At 69.7% G+C, this 15,819-nt stretch carries 18 protein-coding genes; 4 read left to right on the top strand and 14 right to left on the bottom strand.

Features of this window, described 5'->3' with window-relative positions; all coding sequences use genetic code 11:
* Positions 1-302 precede the first annotated feature (302 nt).
* Genes ligA through J7E87_RS11350 form a run of 3 tightly spaced genes read right to left on the bottom strand, consistent with a single transcriptional unit; the run spans position 303 to position 4,196 of the window.
* Positions 303-2,486 carry an NAD-dependent DNA ligase LigA gene (ligA, locus tag J7E87_RS11340; protein ID WP_215092681.1) on the bottom strand — a complete coding sequence of 728 codons (2,184 nt, stop codon included), beginning with the start codon at positions 2,484-2,486 and terminating at the stop codon, positions 303-305.
* A gap of 28 nt (positions 2,487-2,514) precedes the next feature.
* Complete coding sequence (locus J7E87_RS11345; RefSeq protein ID WP_215092684.1) at positions 2,515-3,510, bottom strand: methionine synthase; 996 nt, start codon at positions 3,508-3,510, stop codon at positions 2,515-2,517.
* Positions 3,507-4,196 (bottom strand): SDR family oxidoreductase, encoded by a 690-nt coding sequence (locus tag J7E87_RS11350; RefSeq protein WP_215092685.1) that lies wholly within the window; start codon positions 4,194-4,196, stop codon positions 3,507-3,509. Before J7E87_RS11350 ends, J7E87_RS11345 begins: the two co-directional genes overlap by 4 nt.
* Positions 4,197-4,317: 121 nt before the next feature.
* On the opposite strand from J7E87_RS11350, the gene J7E87_RS11355 reads away from it, so the two are divergent.
* Together J7E87_RS11355 and J7E87_RS11360 are read left to right on the top strand one after the other, a co-directional pair.
* Positions 4,318-4,644, top strand: coding sequence for a DUF427 domain-containing protein (locus J7E87_RS11355; RefSeq protein WP_215092687.1), 327 nt, complete (start codon positions 4,318-4,320; stop codon positions 4,642-4,644).
* Positions 4,645-4,710: 66 nt separating this feature from the next.
* Positions 4,711-5,511 carry an alpha/beta fold hydrolase gene (locus tag J7E87_RS11360; RefSeq protein WP_215092689.1) on the top strand — a complete coding sequence of 267 codons (801 nt, stop codon included), beginning with the start codon at positions 4,711-4,713 and terminating at the stop codon, positions 5,509-5,511.
* 36 nt (positions 5,512-5,547) lie between these two features.
* Here J7E87_RS11360 and mnmA read toward each other — a convergent pair whose 3' ends face one another.
* The gene (gene mnmA / locus J7E87_RS11365) at positions 5,548-6,675 is read right to left on the bottom strand and encodes a tRNA 2-thiouridine(34) synthase MnmA (protein WP_215092691.1); all 1,128 of its coding nucleotides are present in this window, start codon (positions 6,673-6,675) and stop codon (positions 5,548-5,550) included.
* Between the two features lie 61 nt (positions 6,676-6,736).
* Between mnmA and J7E87_RS11370 the strand changes: the two genes are divergently transcribed.
* Positions 6,737-7,456 carry an N-acetylmuramoyl-L-alanine amidase gene (locus tag J7E87_RS11370; protein ID WP_215092693.1) on the top strand — a complete coding sequence of 240 codons (720 nt, stop codon included), beginning with the start codon at positions 6,737-6,739 and terminating at the stop codon, positions 7,454-7,456.
* On the opposite strand, the gene J7E87_RS11375 is transcribed toward J7E87_RS11370, so the two are convergent.
* From J7E87_RS11375 to J7E87_RS11385, 3 genes are all read right to left on the bottom strand, one after another.
* Positions 7,453-8,616, bottom strand: coding sequence for a cysteine desulfurase family protein (locus J7E87_RS11375; protein ID WP_215092695.1), 1,164 nt, complete (start codon positions 8,614-8,616; stop codon positions 7,453-7,455). The genes J7E87_RS11370 and J7E87_RS11375 overlap by 4 nt on opposite strands.
* An 88-nt stretch (positions 8,617-8,704) precedes the next feature.
* Positions 8,705-9,040 (bottom strand): DUF4190 domain-containing protein, encoded by a 336-nt coding sequence (locus tag J7E87_RS11380; RefSeq protein ID WP_215092697.1) that lies wholly within the window; start codon positions 9,038-9,040, stop codon positions 8,705-8,707.
* Between the two features lie 13 nt (positions 9,041-9,053).
* Positions 9,054-9,206, bottom strand: coding sequence for a hypothetical protein (locus tag J7E87_RS11385; protein WP_215092699.1), 153 nt, complete (start codon positions 9,204-9,206; stop codon positions 9,054-9,056).
* A gap of 111 nt (positions 9,207-9,317) precedes the next feature.
* Here J7E87_RS11385 and J7E87_RS11390 point away from each other — a divergent pair, with 111 nt between their 5' ends.
* Positions 9,318-9,938 (top strand): TetR family transcriptional regulator, encoded by a 621-nt coding sequence (locus J7E87_RS11390; RefSeq protein WP_215092701.1) that lies wholly within the window; start codon positions 9,318-9,320, stop codon positions 9,936-9,938.
* Between the two features lie 73 nt (positions 9,939-10,011).
* Here the strand turns inward: J7E87_RS11390 and J7E87_RS11395 are convergent, their stop codons facing one another.
* The 7 genes from J7E87_RS11395 to J7E87_RS11425 all read right to left on the bottom strand — a co-directional run bounded on the left by J7E87_RS11395 (position 10,012) and on the right by J7E87_RS11425 (position 15,787).
* A complete protein-coding gene (locus tag J7E87_RS11395) occupies positions 10,012-10,305 on the bottom strand; it encodes an SRPBCC domain-containing protein (RefSeq protein ID WP_215092703.1) in 294 nt (97 codons plus the stop codon).
* Positions 10,305-10,619 carry a helix-turn-helix transcriptional regulator gene (locus tag J7E87_RS11400; RefSeq protein WP_215092705.1) on the bottom strand — a complete coding sequence of 105 codons (315 nt, stop codon included), beginning with the start codon at positions 10,617-10,619 and terminating at the stop codon, positions 10,305-10,307. Before J7E87_RS11400 ends, J7E87_RS11395 begins: the two co-directional genes overlap by 1 nt.
* A gap of 61 nt (positions 10,620-10,680) precedes the next feature.
* Positions 10,681-11,529: a thioesterase family protein gene (locus tag J7E87_RS11405; RefSeq protein WP_215092707.1), complete on the bottom strand. Its 849-nt coding sequence runs from the start codon at positions 11,527-11,529 to the stop codon at positions 10,681-10,683.
* Between the two features lie 78 nt (positions 11,530-11,607).
* Entirely contained in the window at positions 11,608-12,267 is a 660-nt protein-coding gene (locus J7E87_RS11410; protein WP_215092709.1) for a trimeric intracellular cation channel family protein, read from the bottom strand.
* 18 nt (positions 12,268-12,285) lie between these two features.
* On the bottom strand, positions 12,286-13,641 hold the full coding sequence (locus J7E87_RS11415; RefSeq protein WP_215092711.1) for an ABC transporter ATP-binding protein: 1,356 nt from the start codon (positions 13,639-13,641) through the stop codon (positions 12,286-12,288).
* A gap of 20 nt (positions 13,642-13,661) precedes the next feature.
* A complete protein-coding gene (locus J7E87_RS11420) occupies positions 13,662-14,792 on the bottom strand; it encodes an ABC transporter ATP-binding protein (protein ID WP_215092713.1) in 1,131 nt (376 codons plus the stop codon).
* Complete coding sequence (locus J7E87_RS11425) at positions 14,789-15,787, bottom strand: ABC transporter permease (protein ID WP_215092715.1); 999 nt, start codon at positions 15,785-15,787, stop codon at positions 14,789-14,791. Before J7E87_RS11425 ends, J7E87_RS11420 begins: the two co-directional genes overlap by 4 nt.
* Positions 15,788-15,819: the final 32 nt, after the last annotated feature.

Genomic DNA, 15,819 nt, shown 5'->3' on the forward strand with positions numbered 1-15,819 from the left:
CAGCCGGCGGTGCCGATGCCTCGCGATGGCTCCCGTTGTCATGCCACCACGACTGAATTCCCACCACGCAGCCGTGCACGACAGGCGCACATCTCAACAGTAGGCCGCAGAAGGCTCGGACGGGCAGCGCTCTACAGCTCTTGCCCGAATGCGACCTGGCCACCCTTATCCTTCTGGTATGCGCTGAACGGGTGACCTGTACCGGTCGTTCGGACCCGGATTCCGGCGTCTGATTCCCGCCCCGTGCGCCCCCTCCGGGCTCCCGTACGAGCCTCTCCCAAGCCCCGCGCACGCCCCCTCCGTTACGCCTCTGGAGGCACAGCGGCCTCACGGGCCGCGTCAGGACCCTGTTCGAGCAGTACGGCGAAGCCCTCCTCGTCCAGGACCGGCACCTTCAGCTGCATCGCCTTGTCGTACTTGGAACCGGGGTTGTCGCCGACCACCACGAAGGCCGTTTTCTTCGAAACAGAACCGGCCACTTTCGCGCCGAGGCTCTGGAGGGCTTCTTTTGCGCCATCCCTGGTGTAGTTCTGCAAGGTGCCGGTGACGACGACGGTGAGCCCTTCCAGTGGCCGCGGTCCCTCGTCCTCGCCTCCGCCCTCTTCCTCCATGCGGACGCCGGCCGCCCGCCACTTGCGCAGGATCTCGCGGTGCCAGTCCTCCTCGAACCACTGCTTGAGCGAGGCGGCGATGGTCGGCCCGACGCCCTCGACGGCCGCCAGCTCCTCCTCGGTGGCCTGCTCGATCCGTTCGATCGACCTGAACTCCCGGGCCAGCGCCTCGGCCGCCACCGGGCCGACATGACGGATGGACAGCCCCGTGATGATCCGGGCCAGCGGGCGCTCCTTGGCCGCCGCGATGTTCTCCAGCATCGCCAGGGCGTTCTTCTTCGGCTCGCCGAGCTGGTTGGCGAAGACCGTGACGACCTTCTCCTCGCCGGTCTTCGGGTCGCGCTTGGGCAGCCCGCTGTCCTGGTCCAGGACGTACGCCTTGATGGGCAGCAGCCGCTCGATGGTGAGGTCGAAGAGATCGCCCTCGTCGGTCAGCGGCGGTGTGGGCGGCTCCAGCGGCTTGGTGAGCGCTGCCGCGGCCACATAGCCGAAGTTCTCGATGTCCAGCGACTTGCGTCCGCCGAGATAGAAGAGACGTTCACGCAACTGGGCGGGGCAGGAACGGGCGTTGGGGCAGCGCAGGTCGACGTCGCCCTCCTTCATGGGACGCAGCGCCGTGCCGCACTCGGGGCACTCGGCCGGCATCACGAACTCCCGCTCGCTGCCGTCCCGCAGATCCGCCACCGGGCCGAGGATCTCCGGAATGACGTCGCCCGCCTTGCGCAGCACCACCGTGTCGCCGATGAGCACGCCCTTGGCCTTGACCACGTCCTGGTTGTGCAGCGTGGCGAACTCGACCTCGGAGCCCGCGACCGTGACCGGCTCGACCTGGGCGTACGGCGTGACGCGGCCGGTGCGTCCGACGCCCACCCTGATGTTGACCAGCTTGGTGTTGACCTCCTCCGGCGCGTACTTCCAGGCGATGGCCCAGCGCGGGGCCCGCGAGGTGGAGCCGAGCCGCCCCTGGAGCCGGATCTCGTCGAGCTTGACGACCACGCCGTCGATCTCGTGCTCCACGGAGTGCCGGTGCTCGCCGAAGTACGCGATGAACTCCCGTACGCCTTCGAGGGAGTCGACAACCTTGTTGTGCTGCGCGGTGGGCAGGCCCCATTCGCGCAGCAGGCCGTACGCCTGCGACAGGCGGTCGATGTCGAAGCCCTCGCGGGCGCCGATGCCGTGCACCACCATGCGCAGCGGGCGGGTTGCCGTGACCTTCGGGTCCTTCTGGCGCAGCGAACCCGCCGCCGCGTTGCGCGGATTGGCGAAGGGCTTGTCACCCGCCTCGACCAGCCGGGCGTTGAGCTCCTCGAACTTCTCCATCGGGAAGTAGACCTCGCCGCGGATCTCGACGAGATCCGGAATGCGGTCGCCCTCGAGCCGGTCCGGGATGTCGGCGATGGTCCGGACATTGGGCGTGATGTCCTCGCCGACACGGCCGTCGCCACGGGTCGCCGCCCGCGTCAGCCGGCCCTTCTCGTATGTGAGGTTGACCGCGAGGCCGTCGACCTTCAGCTCGCACAGCAGGTGGTAGTCGGAGGTGTTGACCTCGCGCGCGACACGCTCTGCCCAGCCGGCCAGTTCCTCGTCGTCGAAGGCGTTGTCCAGGGAGAGCATCCGCTCGCGGTGCTCAACCGCGGTGAACTCCGTCTCGTACTGACCGGCGACCTTCTGGGTCGGCGAATCCGGCGTGCGCAGCTCCGGATACTCCTCTTCCAGCGCCTCCAGCGAGCGCAGCAGCTTGTCGAACTCGCCGTCGCTGATGACCGGCTGGTCCTTCACGTAGTACCGGAAGCGGTGCTCCTCGACCTGCTCGGCCAGCCGGGCGTGCTTCTCCCGTGCCTCGGCGGGCACCGGCCCTTGCTGTTCGACAGCCACCGTCTCGTCCTCCCGTTACTTCAGCCCGTTACTCAGGGTTGTCCGCGAGCGATCTCGCGGCCCGGACGCAGTGGGTGAGCGCCGCGCGTGCGTACGCGGGAGACGCTCCCGCGAGCCCGCACGACGGGGTGATCACGACAGACTCGGTGAGAATCCCCGGATTCAGCCCCAGCCTGCGCCACAACGTCCTGACACCCATGACGCTACCGGCCGGGTCTGACAATGGGGCATCGGTGGACGGCACGACGCCGGCGAACAGCTGCGTACCGCCCTCGACCGCCTCGCCGATCTGTTCCTCGTCACGCTCGGTGAGTAGACCAAAATCGAACGAGACGCCCGCGACCCCCACCCGGCGCAGCAGCGCGAACGGCACGTCCGGCGCGCAGGAATGGACGGTGACGGGCTCCTCGCTCACCCCGATCACATCCCGCAGCGTGCTCTCGACGACCTGGCGGTCCACCGCCCTGTAGGTGCGGTACCCGCTGGCGGTCCTGATCTCTCCACGCAGTACGGCGGTGAGCGACGGCTCGTCGAGCTGCAGCACCACGCGGGCGCCGGGCACCCGGCGGCGTACCTCCGCCAGATGCGACCGCAGCCCTTCCGCGAGCGAGCCGGCGAGGTCCCGCACGGCGCCGGGATCGCGCAGCGCGGCCTCGCCGCCCCGCAGTTCCAGCGCGGCGGCGAGCGTCCAGGGCCCCACGGCCTGCACCTTGAGCGGACCCTCGTAGCCCTGGGTGAACTCCTCCAGCGCGTCGAGGTCCTCGCCGAGCCAGGAGCGGGCGCGGCGGGTATCGCCTCCCGGCCGGTCGCTGATCCGCCAGCCGCTGGGCTCGACATGCGCGTACATCTCGACGAGCAGACCGATGGTCCGCCCGATCATGTCGGCGCCCGGCCCGCGGGCGGGCAGCTCGGGCAGATGCGGAAAGTCCTCGAAGGACCCGGTGACGGTCTTCGCGGCCTCGCGCGGGTCACCGCCGGGCATCGACCCGACGCCGGTGGCGAGGCCCCATGGGAATGCGTTCATCGTCCCGGCCGCACCGTCAGGTCGTTGATCTCCGCGTCACGCGGCAGATCCAGCGCCGTCAGAATCGTCGTGGCGACCGACTCCGGGGCGATCCAGCGGGCCGGGTCGTACTCCTTGCCCTCCTGGGAGTGCACCTTGACCTGCATGGGGCTGGCCGTGCGGCCCGGGTAGACCGATGTCACGCGTACGCCATTGCCGTGCTCCTCGTAGCGCAGCGAGTCGGCGAGCGCCTTGAGCCCGTGCTTGGAGGCGGCGTAAGCACCCCACTCGGCATGGGCTTGAAGGCCCGCGCCGGAGTTGACGAACACCACATGCCCTTGAGTGGCCCGCAGTTGTGGCAGGAACAGCCGGGTCAGTTCGGCGGGCGAGATCAGATTGGCGTTGAGCTGCTGATGCCAGGTCCTGGGCCTGAGCTCGACGATCGGGCCGAGGTCGACGATGCCCGCGATGTGCAGCAGGGAGTCCAGCCGGTCCGGCATCGGCTGCATGCCGAGCGCCTTGGAGATACGGTCCGGGTCGGCCAGGTCGGCGACGAGCGTGCGGGCGCCTTCGTACTCGGCGGCGAGCTCCTTGGCGCGGCCGGCGTCGCGGGCCAGCAGGATGAGCTCGTCGCCGCGCTCGTGCAGCCGGCGCGCGACGGCCGCGCCGATGCCGGAGCCCGCTCCGGTGATCAGATGTGTAGCCATACGGGACATGCTCGCACTACCGCACGCCTCCGCCCGCCCCGGAGCGGCCGATGTCCAGCAGGCTTCCGCAGGACCTGGCTGCAGGGGGAAGAAGTACGGCCCGGACGGTGCTGTGAGGGGTATGGCTGGACACACGATCAACATCGAGCAGGGCACGGACCATGTACGGGTCGTGGTCGACGGGCAACTCCTCGCCGAGAGCCGGCGGCCTTTGCTGTTGCACGAGACGGGCCTGCCGGTCCGCTACTACCTCCCCCCGGAGGACGTACGCACCGATCTGCTCACCCGCTCGGACACCCACACCCACTGCCCGTTCAAGGGTGACGCCGACTACTGGTCGCTGCCGGACGCAGCCGATCTGGTGTGGGCGTACCCGGAGCCCAAGGACGAAGTGTCCCGGATCAAGGGGTATTTGTGCTTCTACGACACCGAGGTCGTCCAGGACTGACCTGAGGATCCAATGAATCCCGCGGCCGGGCGATGAGTTCTCCGCCGTGTGCCGGTCAGTGCTCTTATGGACAACATGAGCAGGACGCGGAGCAGCAGGGCGAAATCGGGCGACGGCACGCTCATCGCGTATGAACAGCGAGGAGAGGGGCCGCCGGTCGTTCTGGTCGGCGGGGCGCTGTGCACGGCGGCGAGCGACGCGCCGCTGGCCGCGCTACTCGCGCCGCAGTTCAGCGTGTTCACCTACGACCGGCGCGGCCGGGGTGCGAGCGGTGACACCGCGCCGTACTCCGTGGAGCGCGAGATCGAGGATCTCGCGGCAGTCATCGCCCAGGCGGACGGCGGCGCCTTTGTGCACGGTATGTCCTCGGGCGCCGAGCTGGTGCTGAGGGCGGCGACTGCGGGGCTGCCGATCACTCAACTCTCGGTCTACGAGCCGCCGTTCGTGACCAGCGCGACGGCCGGAGCGGAGCCTGCCGCGTACGTCGGCAGGCTGCGCGATCTGGTGGCGCAGGGGCGGCGCGGCGATGCGCTCGCGCTCTTCCTGACGGAGGTCGGGACGCCGGCCGAGGCCATCGAGGGAATGCGGCAGACCCCGATGTGGGCCGAGCTGGAGGCGGTGGCGCACACCCTCGCCTATGACCACGAGATCATGGGCGCCGGCCTGGTCCCCGTCGACCGGCTGCGCGGGCTCCAGACCCGCGTGATGGTCGTCGACGGCGGCGCGAGCCCGGCCTGGCTGCGGGAGGCGGCGCGCGCCGTGGCCGACGCCCTGCCGCACGGCCGGCACCGCACGCTGACCGGCCAGACGCACGAGGTGGCGCCGCAGGTGCTGGCCCCGCTGCTGACGGAGTTCTTCGCCGCCTAGCCGTCCACGCTCAGGTTCCGGCGGGTTCAGGCGGGTTCAGGCCACAGACGCGGCGGCCCGCTCGGTCGTCGCGATCGTCGCCGAGCCGACCACACGTGTGCCGTCGTAGAGCACGATCGCCTGGCCGGGCGCCACTCCCCGCACCGGCTCCGCGAAGGACACCTGGAGCTCGTCGCCGACCAGCTCGGCGGTCACCGGGCTCTCGCCGCCGTGGGCGCGCAGCTGCGCGGTGTACGTCCCCGGGCCGGCCGGAGCCGTCCCGCACCAGCGGGGCTTGATCGCGGTCAGGGCCGTGACGTCCAATGCCTCGACCGGGCCGACCGTCACCGTGTTGTTCACCGGTGAGATGTCGAGGACGTAGCGCGGCTTGCCGTCGGGGGCGGGGTGGCCGATCCGCAGGCCCTTGCGCTGGCCGATGGTGAAACCGAAGGCGCCGTCATGCGTGCCCAGCTTCGATCCCGACTCGTCGACGATGTCGCCCTCAGCCGTGCCCAGGCGCGACGTGAGGAAGCCCTGGGTGTCGCCGTCGGCGATGAAGCAGATGTCGTGGCTGTCGGGCTTCTTGGCGACCGCGAGTCCCCTGCGCTCGGCCTCCGCCCGGATCTCGCCCTTGGTGGTGAGGGTGTCGCCGAGCGGGAACATGGCATGCGCGAGCTGGCGCTCGTCGAGCACCCCGAGGACATACGACTGGTCCTTGGCCATGTCGCTGGCGCGGTGCAGCTCGCGGCCGCCGTCCTCGCCGATGACGACCGTGGCGTAGTGGCCGGTGCACACCGCGTCGAAGCCGAGAGCCAGCGCCTTGTCCAGCAGCGCCGCGAACTTGATCTTCTCGTTGCAGCGGAGGCAGGGGTTGGGGGTACGGCCGGCCTCGTACTCGGCGATGAAGTCCTCGACCACGTCCTCGCGGAAACGCTCGGCGAGATCCCAGACGTAGAAGGGGATGCCGATGACGTCCGCGGCACGGCGGGCGTCGCGCGAGTCCTCGATGGTGCAACAGCCGCGCGCGCCCGTACGGAAGGACTGCGGGTTCGCGGACAGGGCCAGGTGCACACCGGTGACATCGTGTCCGGCCTCGGCGGCGCGGGCGGCGGCGACGGCGGAGTCCACGCCGCCGGACATCGCGGCGAGTACTCGGAGGGGGCGCTGGGGAGTCTGAGGAGTCATAGCTCTACCAGGGTAAGGGGCTCCGGGAACCGAAAGCTCGCGAGTATGCGTTGGGCATCGCATGGGGAGCGAATCGAAGCGCGGCGGCAAGCGGGGCAAGGGTCGGGGCGTCAGTAGGCGGGCCGTGCTGATCGGCGGAGGGGCCGTGGTGCTCGGCGTGGGCGTGCTGGCGCAGGACGAGCTGCGTCGTGCCTGGTGGAAGCTCCCGGGGATGGCGAAGCCGCGCAAGGAGGGTGAGCTCGACCATCTTGGCGCGGAGTGGACGGCGGCCTCGCGGGCGAACTGGCGGCTGGCGGACCGGCCCGACGACTACCGCATCGACCGAGTGATCATCCATGTCGTCCAGGGCAGCTATCCGACGGCCCTGAGGGTCTTCAAGAACCCCGGGCACGGCGCTGCGACGCACTATGTCGTACGCAAGGACGGGCATGTGGCACAGATGATCCGAGAGCTGGATGTGGCGTTCCACGCGGGGAACCGCTCGTACAACGAACGCAGCATCGGCATAGAGCACGAGGGTTTTGTGGACCGGCCGGCCGGTTTCACGGACGCGATGTACCGGGGTTCGGCGCAGCTGACGGCGGGGATCTGTGTGCGGTACGACATACCCGCCGACCGCGAGCACATCATCGGGCATGTGGAGGTGCCGGGGACGGACCACACCGATCCCGGGCCGCACTGGGACTGGAACCGCTATCTCGCCCTCGTACGCAAGGCTCTGCCGACGGCGCGCGTGGCCGCCCAGTCCAAGGCGGCCCAGTCCGAGGCGTCGGCGCGCTAGCTGAGCCCTGCCGTACGGGCCCGTTCCACGGCGGGGCCGATGGCCTCGGCGACCGCGTCGACATCCGCCTTGGTGGAGGTGTGGCCGAGGCTGAACCGCAGGGTGCCGCGGGCAAGGTCCGGGTCGCTGCCGGCTGCAAGCAGTACGTGGCTGGGCTGCGCGACGCCGGCCGTGCAGGCGGAGCCCGTGGAGCATTCGATGCCCTGGGCGTCGAGGAGCAGAAGCAGGGAGTCGCCTTCGCAGCCGGGGAAAGTGAAGTGCGCGTTGGCGGGGAGACGGTCGTCCGGGTCGCCGCCGAGGATCGCGTCCGGGACTGCCCTGCGCACCGCCCGGACGAGTTCGTCGCGCAGTGCGCCGATGTCACGGGCGAAGTCCTCGCGGCGCTCGGCAGCTATGCGGCCGGCCACGGCGAAGGCGGCGATCGCGGGGGTATCGAGGGTGCCGGAGCGGACATGGCGCTCCTGGCCTCCGCCGTGCAGGACGGGGACGGGGGTGTACTCCCGGCCGAGCAGCAGCGCGCCGATGCCGTACGGTCCGCCGATCTTGTGTCCGGAAACGGTCATGGCGGCGAGGCCCGACGCGGCGAAGTCGACGTCGAGCTGCCCGAAGGCCTGCACCGCGTCGGCGTGCAGCGGGACGTCGAACTCCCCTGCCACGGCTGACAGTTCCTTGACCGGCATGACGGTGCCGATCTCGTTGTTGGCCCACATCACGGTGGCCAGCGCGACATCGTCGGGGTTGCGCTCGATGGCTTCGCGCAGGGCCTTGGGGTGCACCCGTCCGTGCGCGTCCACGGGCAGATACTCGACGTTCGCGCCCTCGTGCTCGCCGAGCCAGTCGACGGCGTCCAGGACGGCGTGGTGCTCGACGGGGCTGGCCAGCACCCGGGTCCTTGCCGGGTCGGCGTCGCGTCGCTGCCAGTACAGGCCCTTCACGGCGAGGTTGTCGGCCTCGGTGCCGCCGGAGGTGAAGACCACCTCGCTGGGCCGCGCGCCGAGCGCCTCGGCGAGGGTCTCGCGGGCCTCCTCGACGGCGCGGCGGGCGCGGCGCCCGGCGGCGTGCAGCGCGGAGGCGTTGCCGGTGACGGTGAGCTGCGCGCTCATCGCCTCGACGGCCTCCGGCAGCATGGGAGTGGTCGCAGCGTGGTCGAGGTAAGCCATGATGGCCCCGATTCTACGAGGCACAGCGGGGGCGCGGACGCGGCGCAGGGGGGTACGGCCGTGCGGGGGCCGCTCCCTGCTGCGGGCATCAGCCTCCGAAGCCCCAGACGACGGTTCCGTTCGCGGTGACGAGTACGGCGAGGACGGCCAGGTCGGCGATGCCGAGGGCGAGTCCGAGGAGGGCGCGGCCGCGGCGTGCGGTGCCGCGCCACAGAGAGATTCCGGCGAGGACGACGGCGGTCGGGCCGAGCAGGATGTTCATGACGAGCAGGCCTACGAGGCCGAGTACGAAGGCGGCGACGGCCATGTCGTCGGCGTCCCGCCGGGCCTCGGGCCGGGCTTCAGGCCGCGCCTCGGGCCGGCCGGACCGGTTCCGGGCGCTGCTCTTGGTCAGTGCGTTTCGTGTGGTTGCGGTGAGTTGCATGGCGATTCCCCGGTCAGTGTCGGCGGGCGCGGCGCTCGCGCATGGCGAAGACGAGCAGCCATACGCCGATGGCGGCGCAGGCCACGAGAGATACGGAGAGGGGGAGTTGGACCACGGCGCCCAGCATGATTCCCAGCAGAAGGAGCGCTGCGACGAGGGCGATCATCGGCTTCCTTTCAGATTTCCCAAATTTGGGTGAACACTTGTGAGTACGACTGTCCACTGACTGGCGAGTCTACTCTTCCCTTCTCGGGAGAACGGTTGTTTACTGAATGTTATGAGTCACAGTCACACCGTCGGGGTCCGCCAGGCCCAGAAGCAGAAGACCCGTCAGGCCCTCCTGGACGCCGCGCTGCAGCTGCTCGAGGAACAGAGTCTGAGCAGCCTCGGCCTGCGTGAGGTGACCCGGGCGGTGGGAGTGGCGCCGACCGCGTTCTACCGGCACTTCCGGGATACGGCGGACCTCGGCGTAGCGCTCGTCGAGCAGACGCTCGGCAGCCTGCACGCCACGATCGGCGAGGCGCTCGCCGAGAGCGGTGACGGCGTACGTATCGACCGTACGGTCGCGCTGATCGCCGAGTTGGTGCGTACGTCCCCCGCGCATGTCCGCTTCATCGCCCGCGAGCGGCACGGCGGCGTGCAGCCCGTACGGGAGGCCATAGGCGCGCAACTGCGGCGGTTCGCCGACGAGGTTGCGGCGGCGTTCGCCCGGGAGCCGGAGGCGGCGGGGTGGAGCGAGGCGGATCTGAGGATGCTCGCGGGCGTGTACGTGGACCTGATGGTCATGACGGCCTGCGCGTTTCTGGAGGCCGGTCCGGAGGGCGAGGAGCAGGTCAGTTCTGCGGCGCGCCGTCAGTTGCGGCTGATGAGCCTCGGCCGCCGGCACTGGCTGGACTGACGGCGCCGCCGCGTAGAGCCGGACCACTGCGGCAGCGGCACGGACCCGTACCGCGCCGGCCGGCCGGCCGCGTCTAGTCGTCCAGCAGGTGCGCCGCCAAAGTGTCGACGCGGGATTCGAAGACGTGCGGCTCATCGGCGTCGGTGACCGTGCCGGTCATGCCCGGCTCGCTGTCACCGGGGAAGAGGAAGCCGATCGCCCCGCCGGGCCGCAGATCAACAGTCACTTCGGAAGGGAACCACCGGGCGAGGTGCGCGGGTTGGGTGATGGCGTCCCAGACCCGCCGGGGCGGATGCGCGAGCCGGCGTTCCATCCGTAGTGCGGTCCGCCCGTCCGCCGTGGTGAGGGTGTCGGAGTGCGGGTTCATCAGGAGTCGTCCTCCATCGCGTCGAGATGCCGTTCGAGCCGGTCGAGGCTCCCGGACCACAGATGGCGGTAGTGCGCGAGCCACGCGTCGAGCTCCGCGAGGGGCTCGGGCGTCAGCTCGTACCAGCGGCGCTGTGCGTCCTGCCGGACCCGGACCAGTCCGGCCTCCCGCAGCACCCGCAGGTGCTTGGAGGTGCCGGGCTGGCTCAGGCCGAGCCGGTCGGTCAGCTCACCGACCAGATGCGGACGCTCGAGCAGCAGATCGAGGATCCTGCGCCGGCTCGGCTCCGCGAGCACGTCGAACGGTATGGGCATATCTCGAAAATACCCTGCGGGTTATATACCCGCAAGGGAATGGAGATCAGCTCCGCGCGCATCAGCCGCGCGGCGCCTTCGCCAACTGGCGCGACTGCGCCACCAGCCGGTCGGCGCTGTCCCAGACCTCCGCGTCCTCCTCCAGGAAACCGCCCGCCAGGTTGCGGGTCGCGATCGAGACCCGCAGCGGGCCCGGGGCGGGGCGGCACCGGACGTGCGTGGTGAGTTCGACCGTGGGGGTCCAGCCCTTCAGGCCCAGCTCGAACGACGTCGGCGGCAGCGCGTCGACCGTGAGCAGCAGCGAGAAGGGGTCCGCGTCACGGCCGTCCGCGAGGGAGAACCAGCCGCGCATCTCGCCCTTGCCGGAGGGCGCTCCCACGACCCAGCCGACGGTCGCCGGGTCCAGCTTGATGTTCAGCCGGTCCGTGATCGCCGAGCTGCCGGGGATCTTCGGCGCGGGGCCGTCGGACGGACCGAGACAGTCCTGAATCGCCGGCATGACGGGCGGCTTCGCCGTCGTCCGTACGTCGTCGGGCAGCGTGTCCAGGTCCCCGTAGGTCGCGAGGACACGGATCCGCTCGATCTCGGCGCCGTCCTCCCCGTACTGGAGCAGCGAGGCCTGACCGGTGGACAGCGTGCGCCCGGTGCGTACGACGCTGGTGCGGATCACCGCGGGGCCCGGCTGGGACGCGCTCAGATAGTGCGCCGAGACCGTGAACGGGTCGGGGTGGGGTAGCGCGTCGCCCAGCGCGCGGCCGAGGAGGGCCAGCAGATAGCCGCCGTTGACCGCGCTGATGATGGTCCAGCCCGCCGAGAGTTCCGCGTCGTAGACGCCGGGTGCGCGCAGGGCTACAGCGGTGTCGCGGTCGAACTCACTGTCCCCGATGGATGCCTGAACTGCCTGTGCCATGACAGCACCGTACAACAGACAATTACTAAGCGGTAGCTTTTCTGATGCCATGGCCGGAGCCCGGGCCCCCGAGGCCGTCTAGCTCTCTTCGGCGGCCTCCGAGCGCCGGTTCCAGGCGCGTGGCGCCCGCCAGTGGAAACGCATCGCGAGCAGGCGCAGCACGAACGCGGTGACGACGGCGAGGCCACTGGTGATCCCGCTCAGCGCGTCGAAGCGGATACAGAGCACGATCATGGTCGCGCCCACCATGGCGGGGACGGCGTAGAGATCGCGGTCCCAACGCAGCAGTGAGGGCACCTCGTTGGCCAGTACGTCGCGCAGCACGCCGCCGCCGACGGCGGTGGCGAGGCCGAGCGCGGCGGAGGCGGTCAGGCCCAGCCCGTACTCGTACGCCTTGACGGTGCCGGTGACGCAGAACAGCCCGAGGCCGGCGGCGTCGAAGACATTGACGCCGACCTGGATACGTTCGACATGCGGGTGCAGGAAGAACACGAGGGCGCTCGCCACGAACGGCGTGAGGAAGTACCCGAGATCGGTGAAGGCGGCCGGCGGGACGGCCCCGATGATCAGGTCGCGAAGCAGCCCTCCGCCCAGCGCGGTGACCTCTGCGAGCACTGCGATACCGAAGACGTCGAAGTTCTTTCGTACGGCGAGCAGTGCGCCGGAGATCGCGAAGACGAAGATCCCGACGAGGTCGAGTGCGTGCTGGACGGAGGGCGTGAACAGTTCTTGGAGCACCGGACGATTGTGCCGGTTCTACTCCTTGGTGGTGTCCCCCGAGCTCTCGGGACGGTCGGCGTCAGCGCTGTCGGCGCCGTTGCCCCCGGCGGGCCGGTCCGGGCTGTCGCCGACATCAACGTCACCCTCGGCGTCGGCGTCCGCCGCAGGCGCAGCCTGGGCGTCGCCCTTGGCAGGGCCCGCCTTCGCGTCATCCGCCGCAGGCGCAGCCTGAGCGTCGGCCTTGGCAGGGCCCGCCTCGGGCTCCGCCCCGGCCGCGGTCTTCGTCGGCGTCGCCGACTCCGCCGACTTCGGGATCGCCGCCACGATCTCGATCGCCTCCCGCGCCGACGGCAGGAGCGCCGCGTCGCCCGGGGCCAGGTCCGGTGCGTTCTCCGGGTGGTGGCAGGCCACCTGGTGGCCCGTCTTCAGCGCCAGCAGCGGCGGTTCCTGCGTCTTGCAGATGTCCGTCGCCTTCCAGCACCGGGTGTGGAACCGGCAGCCGCTCGGCGGGGAGATCGGTGACGGGACGTCGCCCTTGAGCAGGATGCGGTCGCTCTTGGCTCCGCGCCGCCTCGGGTCCGGCACCGGCACCGCGGAGAGCAGAGCCTTCGTGTACGGGTGCATCGGCGCCTCGTACAGCGACTTGCGGTCCGTCAGCTCGACGATCTTGCCCAGGTACATCACCGCGATGCGGTCCGAGACATGGCGGATGACCGACAGGTCGTGGGCGATGATCACATACGTCAGGCCCAGCTCGTCCTGGAGGTCGTCCAGCAGGTTCACCACCTGCGCCTGGATCGACACGTCCAGCGCCGAGACCGGCTCGTCCGCCACGACCAGCTTCGGCTTCAGGGCGAGGGCCCGCGCGATACCGATGCGCTGGCGCTGGCCGCCCGAGAACTCGTGCGGGTAGCGGTTGTAGTGCTCGGGGTTGAGACCGACGACGCCCAGCAGCCGCTGGACCTCGTTCTTGATCCCGCCCTCGGGTGTGACGCCCTGCAGCTTGAACGGCGCGCTGACGATCGAACCGACCGTGTGGCGCGGGTTCAGCGAGCCGTAGGGGTCCTGGAAGATCATCTGGACGTCCCGGCGCATCGGGCGCATGCCCGAGACACCGAGGTGCGTGATGTCCCTGCCCTCGAACTCGATCTTGCCGCCGGTCGGTTCGAGCAGCCGGGTGATGAGCCGGCCCATCGTCGACTTGCCGCACCCGGACTCGCCCACGACGCCGAGCGTCTCGCCCGGAAGTACGTCGAAGCTGATGCCGTCGACCGCCTGGACGGCGCCGGCCTTCCGACGCAACAGCCCCTTCGTGATCGGGAAATGCTTGACCAGTCCGGTGACCTTCAGCAACGGCTCGGGCGAGGAGGTGGCCTGCTCCGGGATCGCCATCTCGGAATCCTTTGTCTCACTCAAAGCTTCGGCGCAATCTCTTCGGTCCAGATCCGCGTGCGGTCCTCCTGCGACATGTGGCAGGCCGAGTGGTGCCGGCTGCCGACCTCCCGAAGCTCGGGCCGCTCGGTGCGGGTGATCCCGCCCTTGGGCACATCGGCGTACGGGCAACGCGGGTGGAAAGCACAGCCACTGGGGATGCTGATCAGGCTGGGCGGGGATCCCTTGACCGGGATGAGGCGCTCGGTCTGGTCGCGGTCGATGCGCGGCATCGAGCCCAGCAGGCCCCAGGTGTAGGGGTGCTGCGGCTCGTAGAAGACCTTCTCGGCCGGACCGCGCTCGACGCAGCGGCCGCCGTACATCACCAGGATGTCGTCGGCCAGCTCTGCGACGACGCCGAGGTCGTGGGTGATGATGATGACCGCGGAGCCGAACTCCTTCTGCAGATCCCGGATCAGGTCGAGGATCTGCGCCTGGACGGTGACGTCCAGCGCGGTGGTCGGCTCGTCCGCGATGAGCAGCTCGGGGTTGTTGACCAGAGCCATCGCGATCATCGCGCGCTGGCGCATACCGCCGGAGAACTCGTGCGGGTAACTGTCCACCCGCTTGTGGGGCTCCGGGATACCCACCCGGTCCAGCAGCTCGACGGCCCGCTTCAGGGCGGTCTTCTTGTCCACCTTGTTGTGGACCAGGTACGCCTCGCTGATCTGCTTGCCGATGGTGAAGTACGGATGCATCGCGGACAGCGGATCCTGGAAGATCATCGCCATGTCACGGCCGCGCAGCCGGCGTACCTCGTCCGGGTCGGCGGTCAGCAGTTCCTTGCCGTTCAGCCAGATCTCACCGGAGAGGTGCGCCTTTTGCCGGCCGTACTGACCGACCCGGTGCAGGCCCATGATGCCGAGCGAGGTCACCGACTTGCCGGAGCCCGACTCGCCCACGATGCCGAGGGTCTTGCCCTTCTCCAGCGTGAAGGAGAGTCCGTCGACCGACTTCACAAGTCCGTCGTCGGTCGGGAAGTGCACCTGCAGGTCGCGTACTTCGAGGAAGGCGGTGGAGGGGGCCGAGCCCGCGGAGACGGGCTCGCCGACGGCGCCGGTCTTCGTCAGGGGGGATACGGGGGTCTCCCCCGGGACTGGCACCGCGGTCATGAGAGCCTCACTCGGGGGTCGATCACTGCGTACAAGAGGTCCACGACGAGATTGGCGAGGACGACGAAGAAGGCCGCTATGAGCGTGACTCCGAGGATCACAGGCAGATCGTGGTCGCTGATCGCCTTCACCGCGTTGTAGCCGAGGCCGTGCAGGGAGAAGGTGCTCTCGGTCAGGACCGCGCCGCCCACCAGGGCCCCGAGGTCCAGGCCGAGGACGGTCAGGATGGGGGTCATGGTCGAGCGCATGGCGTGCTTGCCGATCACCACCGGTTCCGTGAGGCCCTTGGCCCGGGCGGTACGGATGTAGTCCTCATTGAGGACCTCCAGCATGGTGGCGCGGGTGAGCCGGGCGTACATGGCGGCGTAAAGGAAGGCCAGGGTGACCCACGGCAGAACCATGCCGTTGAACCAGGCCGCCGGATCCTCGCTGAACACCGCGTCCGGCCTGTCGAACCACCCCAGCTGGTCGGAGAAGAGCGCCAGGGAGAGCATGCCGGTGAAGTAGATGGGCAGCGAGACACCGCCGAGGGCAATGCCCATCGCCGAACGGTCCAGGGGTGTACCGCGCTTGAGGGCGGAGATGATGCCGGTTGCGACACCACCGATCACCCACAGCACGACGGCACCCGCGGCGAGCGCGAGGGTGACCGGCAGCCACTCGAGCAGCAGCGGCCAGACCTCCTGCTCGGTCTTGAACGAGTAGCCGAAGCAGGGCGCGGCGCATTGCGTCACGTCGGAGCCATTGGCGTACGTCCGTCCTACCGCCAGCCCGGCCACGAACTTCCCGAACTGGACCAGGATCGGGTCGTCCAGGCCCATCTTCTGCCGGATGCCCTCGATGGAGGCGGGGTCGGACTGCTTGCCGACGAAGTACAGCGCCGGGTCCGTCCCGATCATCTTGGGGAAGAGGAAGAAGATTCCGAAGGTCACCAGCGTGATGACCATCAGCATGACGATGACGGCGAAGATTCGCCTGATGAGATATGCAAGCACTGCGCTCGGCCCGACGGTGGCCCGGCGGCCCT

The sequence above is a fragment of the Streptomyces sp. ISL-1 genome, from assembly GCF_018614585.1.
Classification (GTDB): domain Bacteria; phylum Actinomycetota; class Actinomycetes; order Streptomycetales; family Streptomycetaceae; genus Streptomyces; species Streptomyces maoxianensis.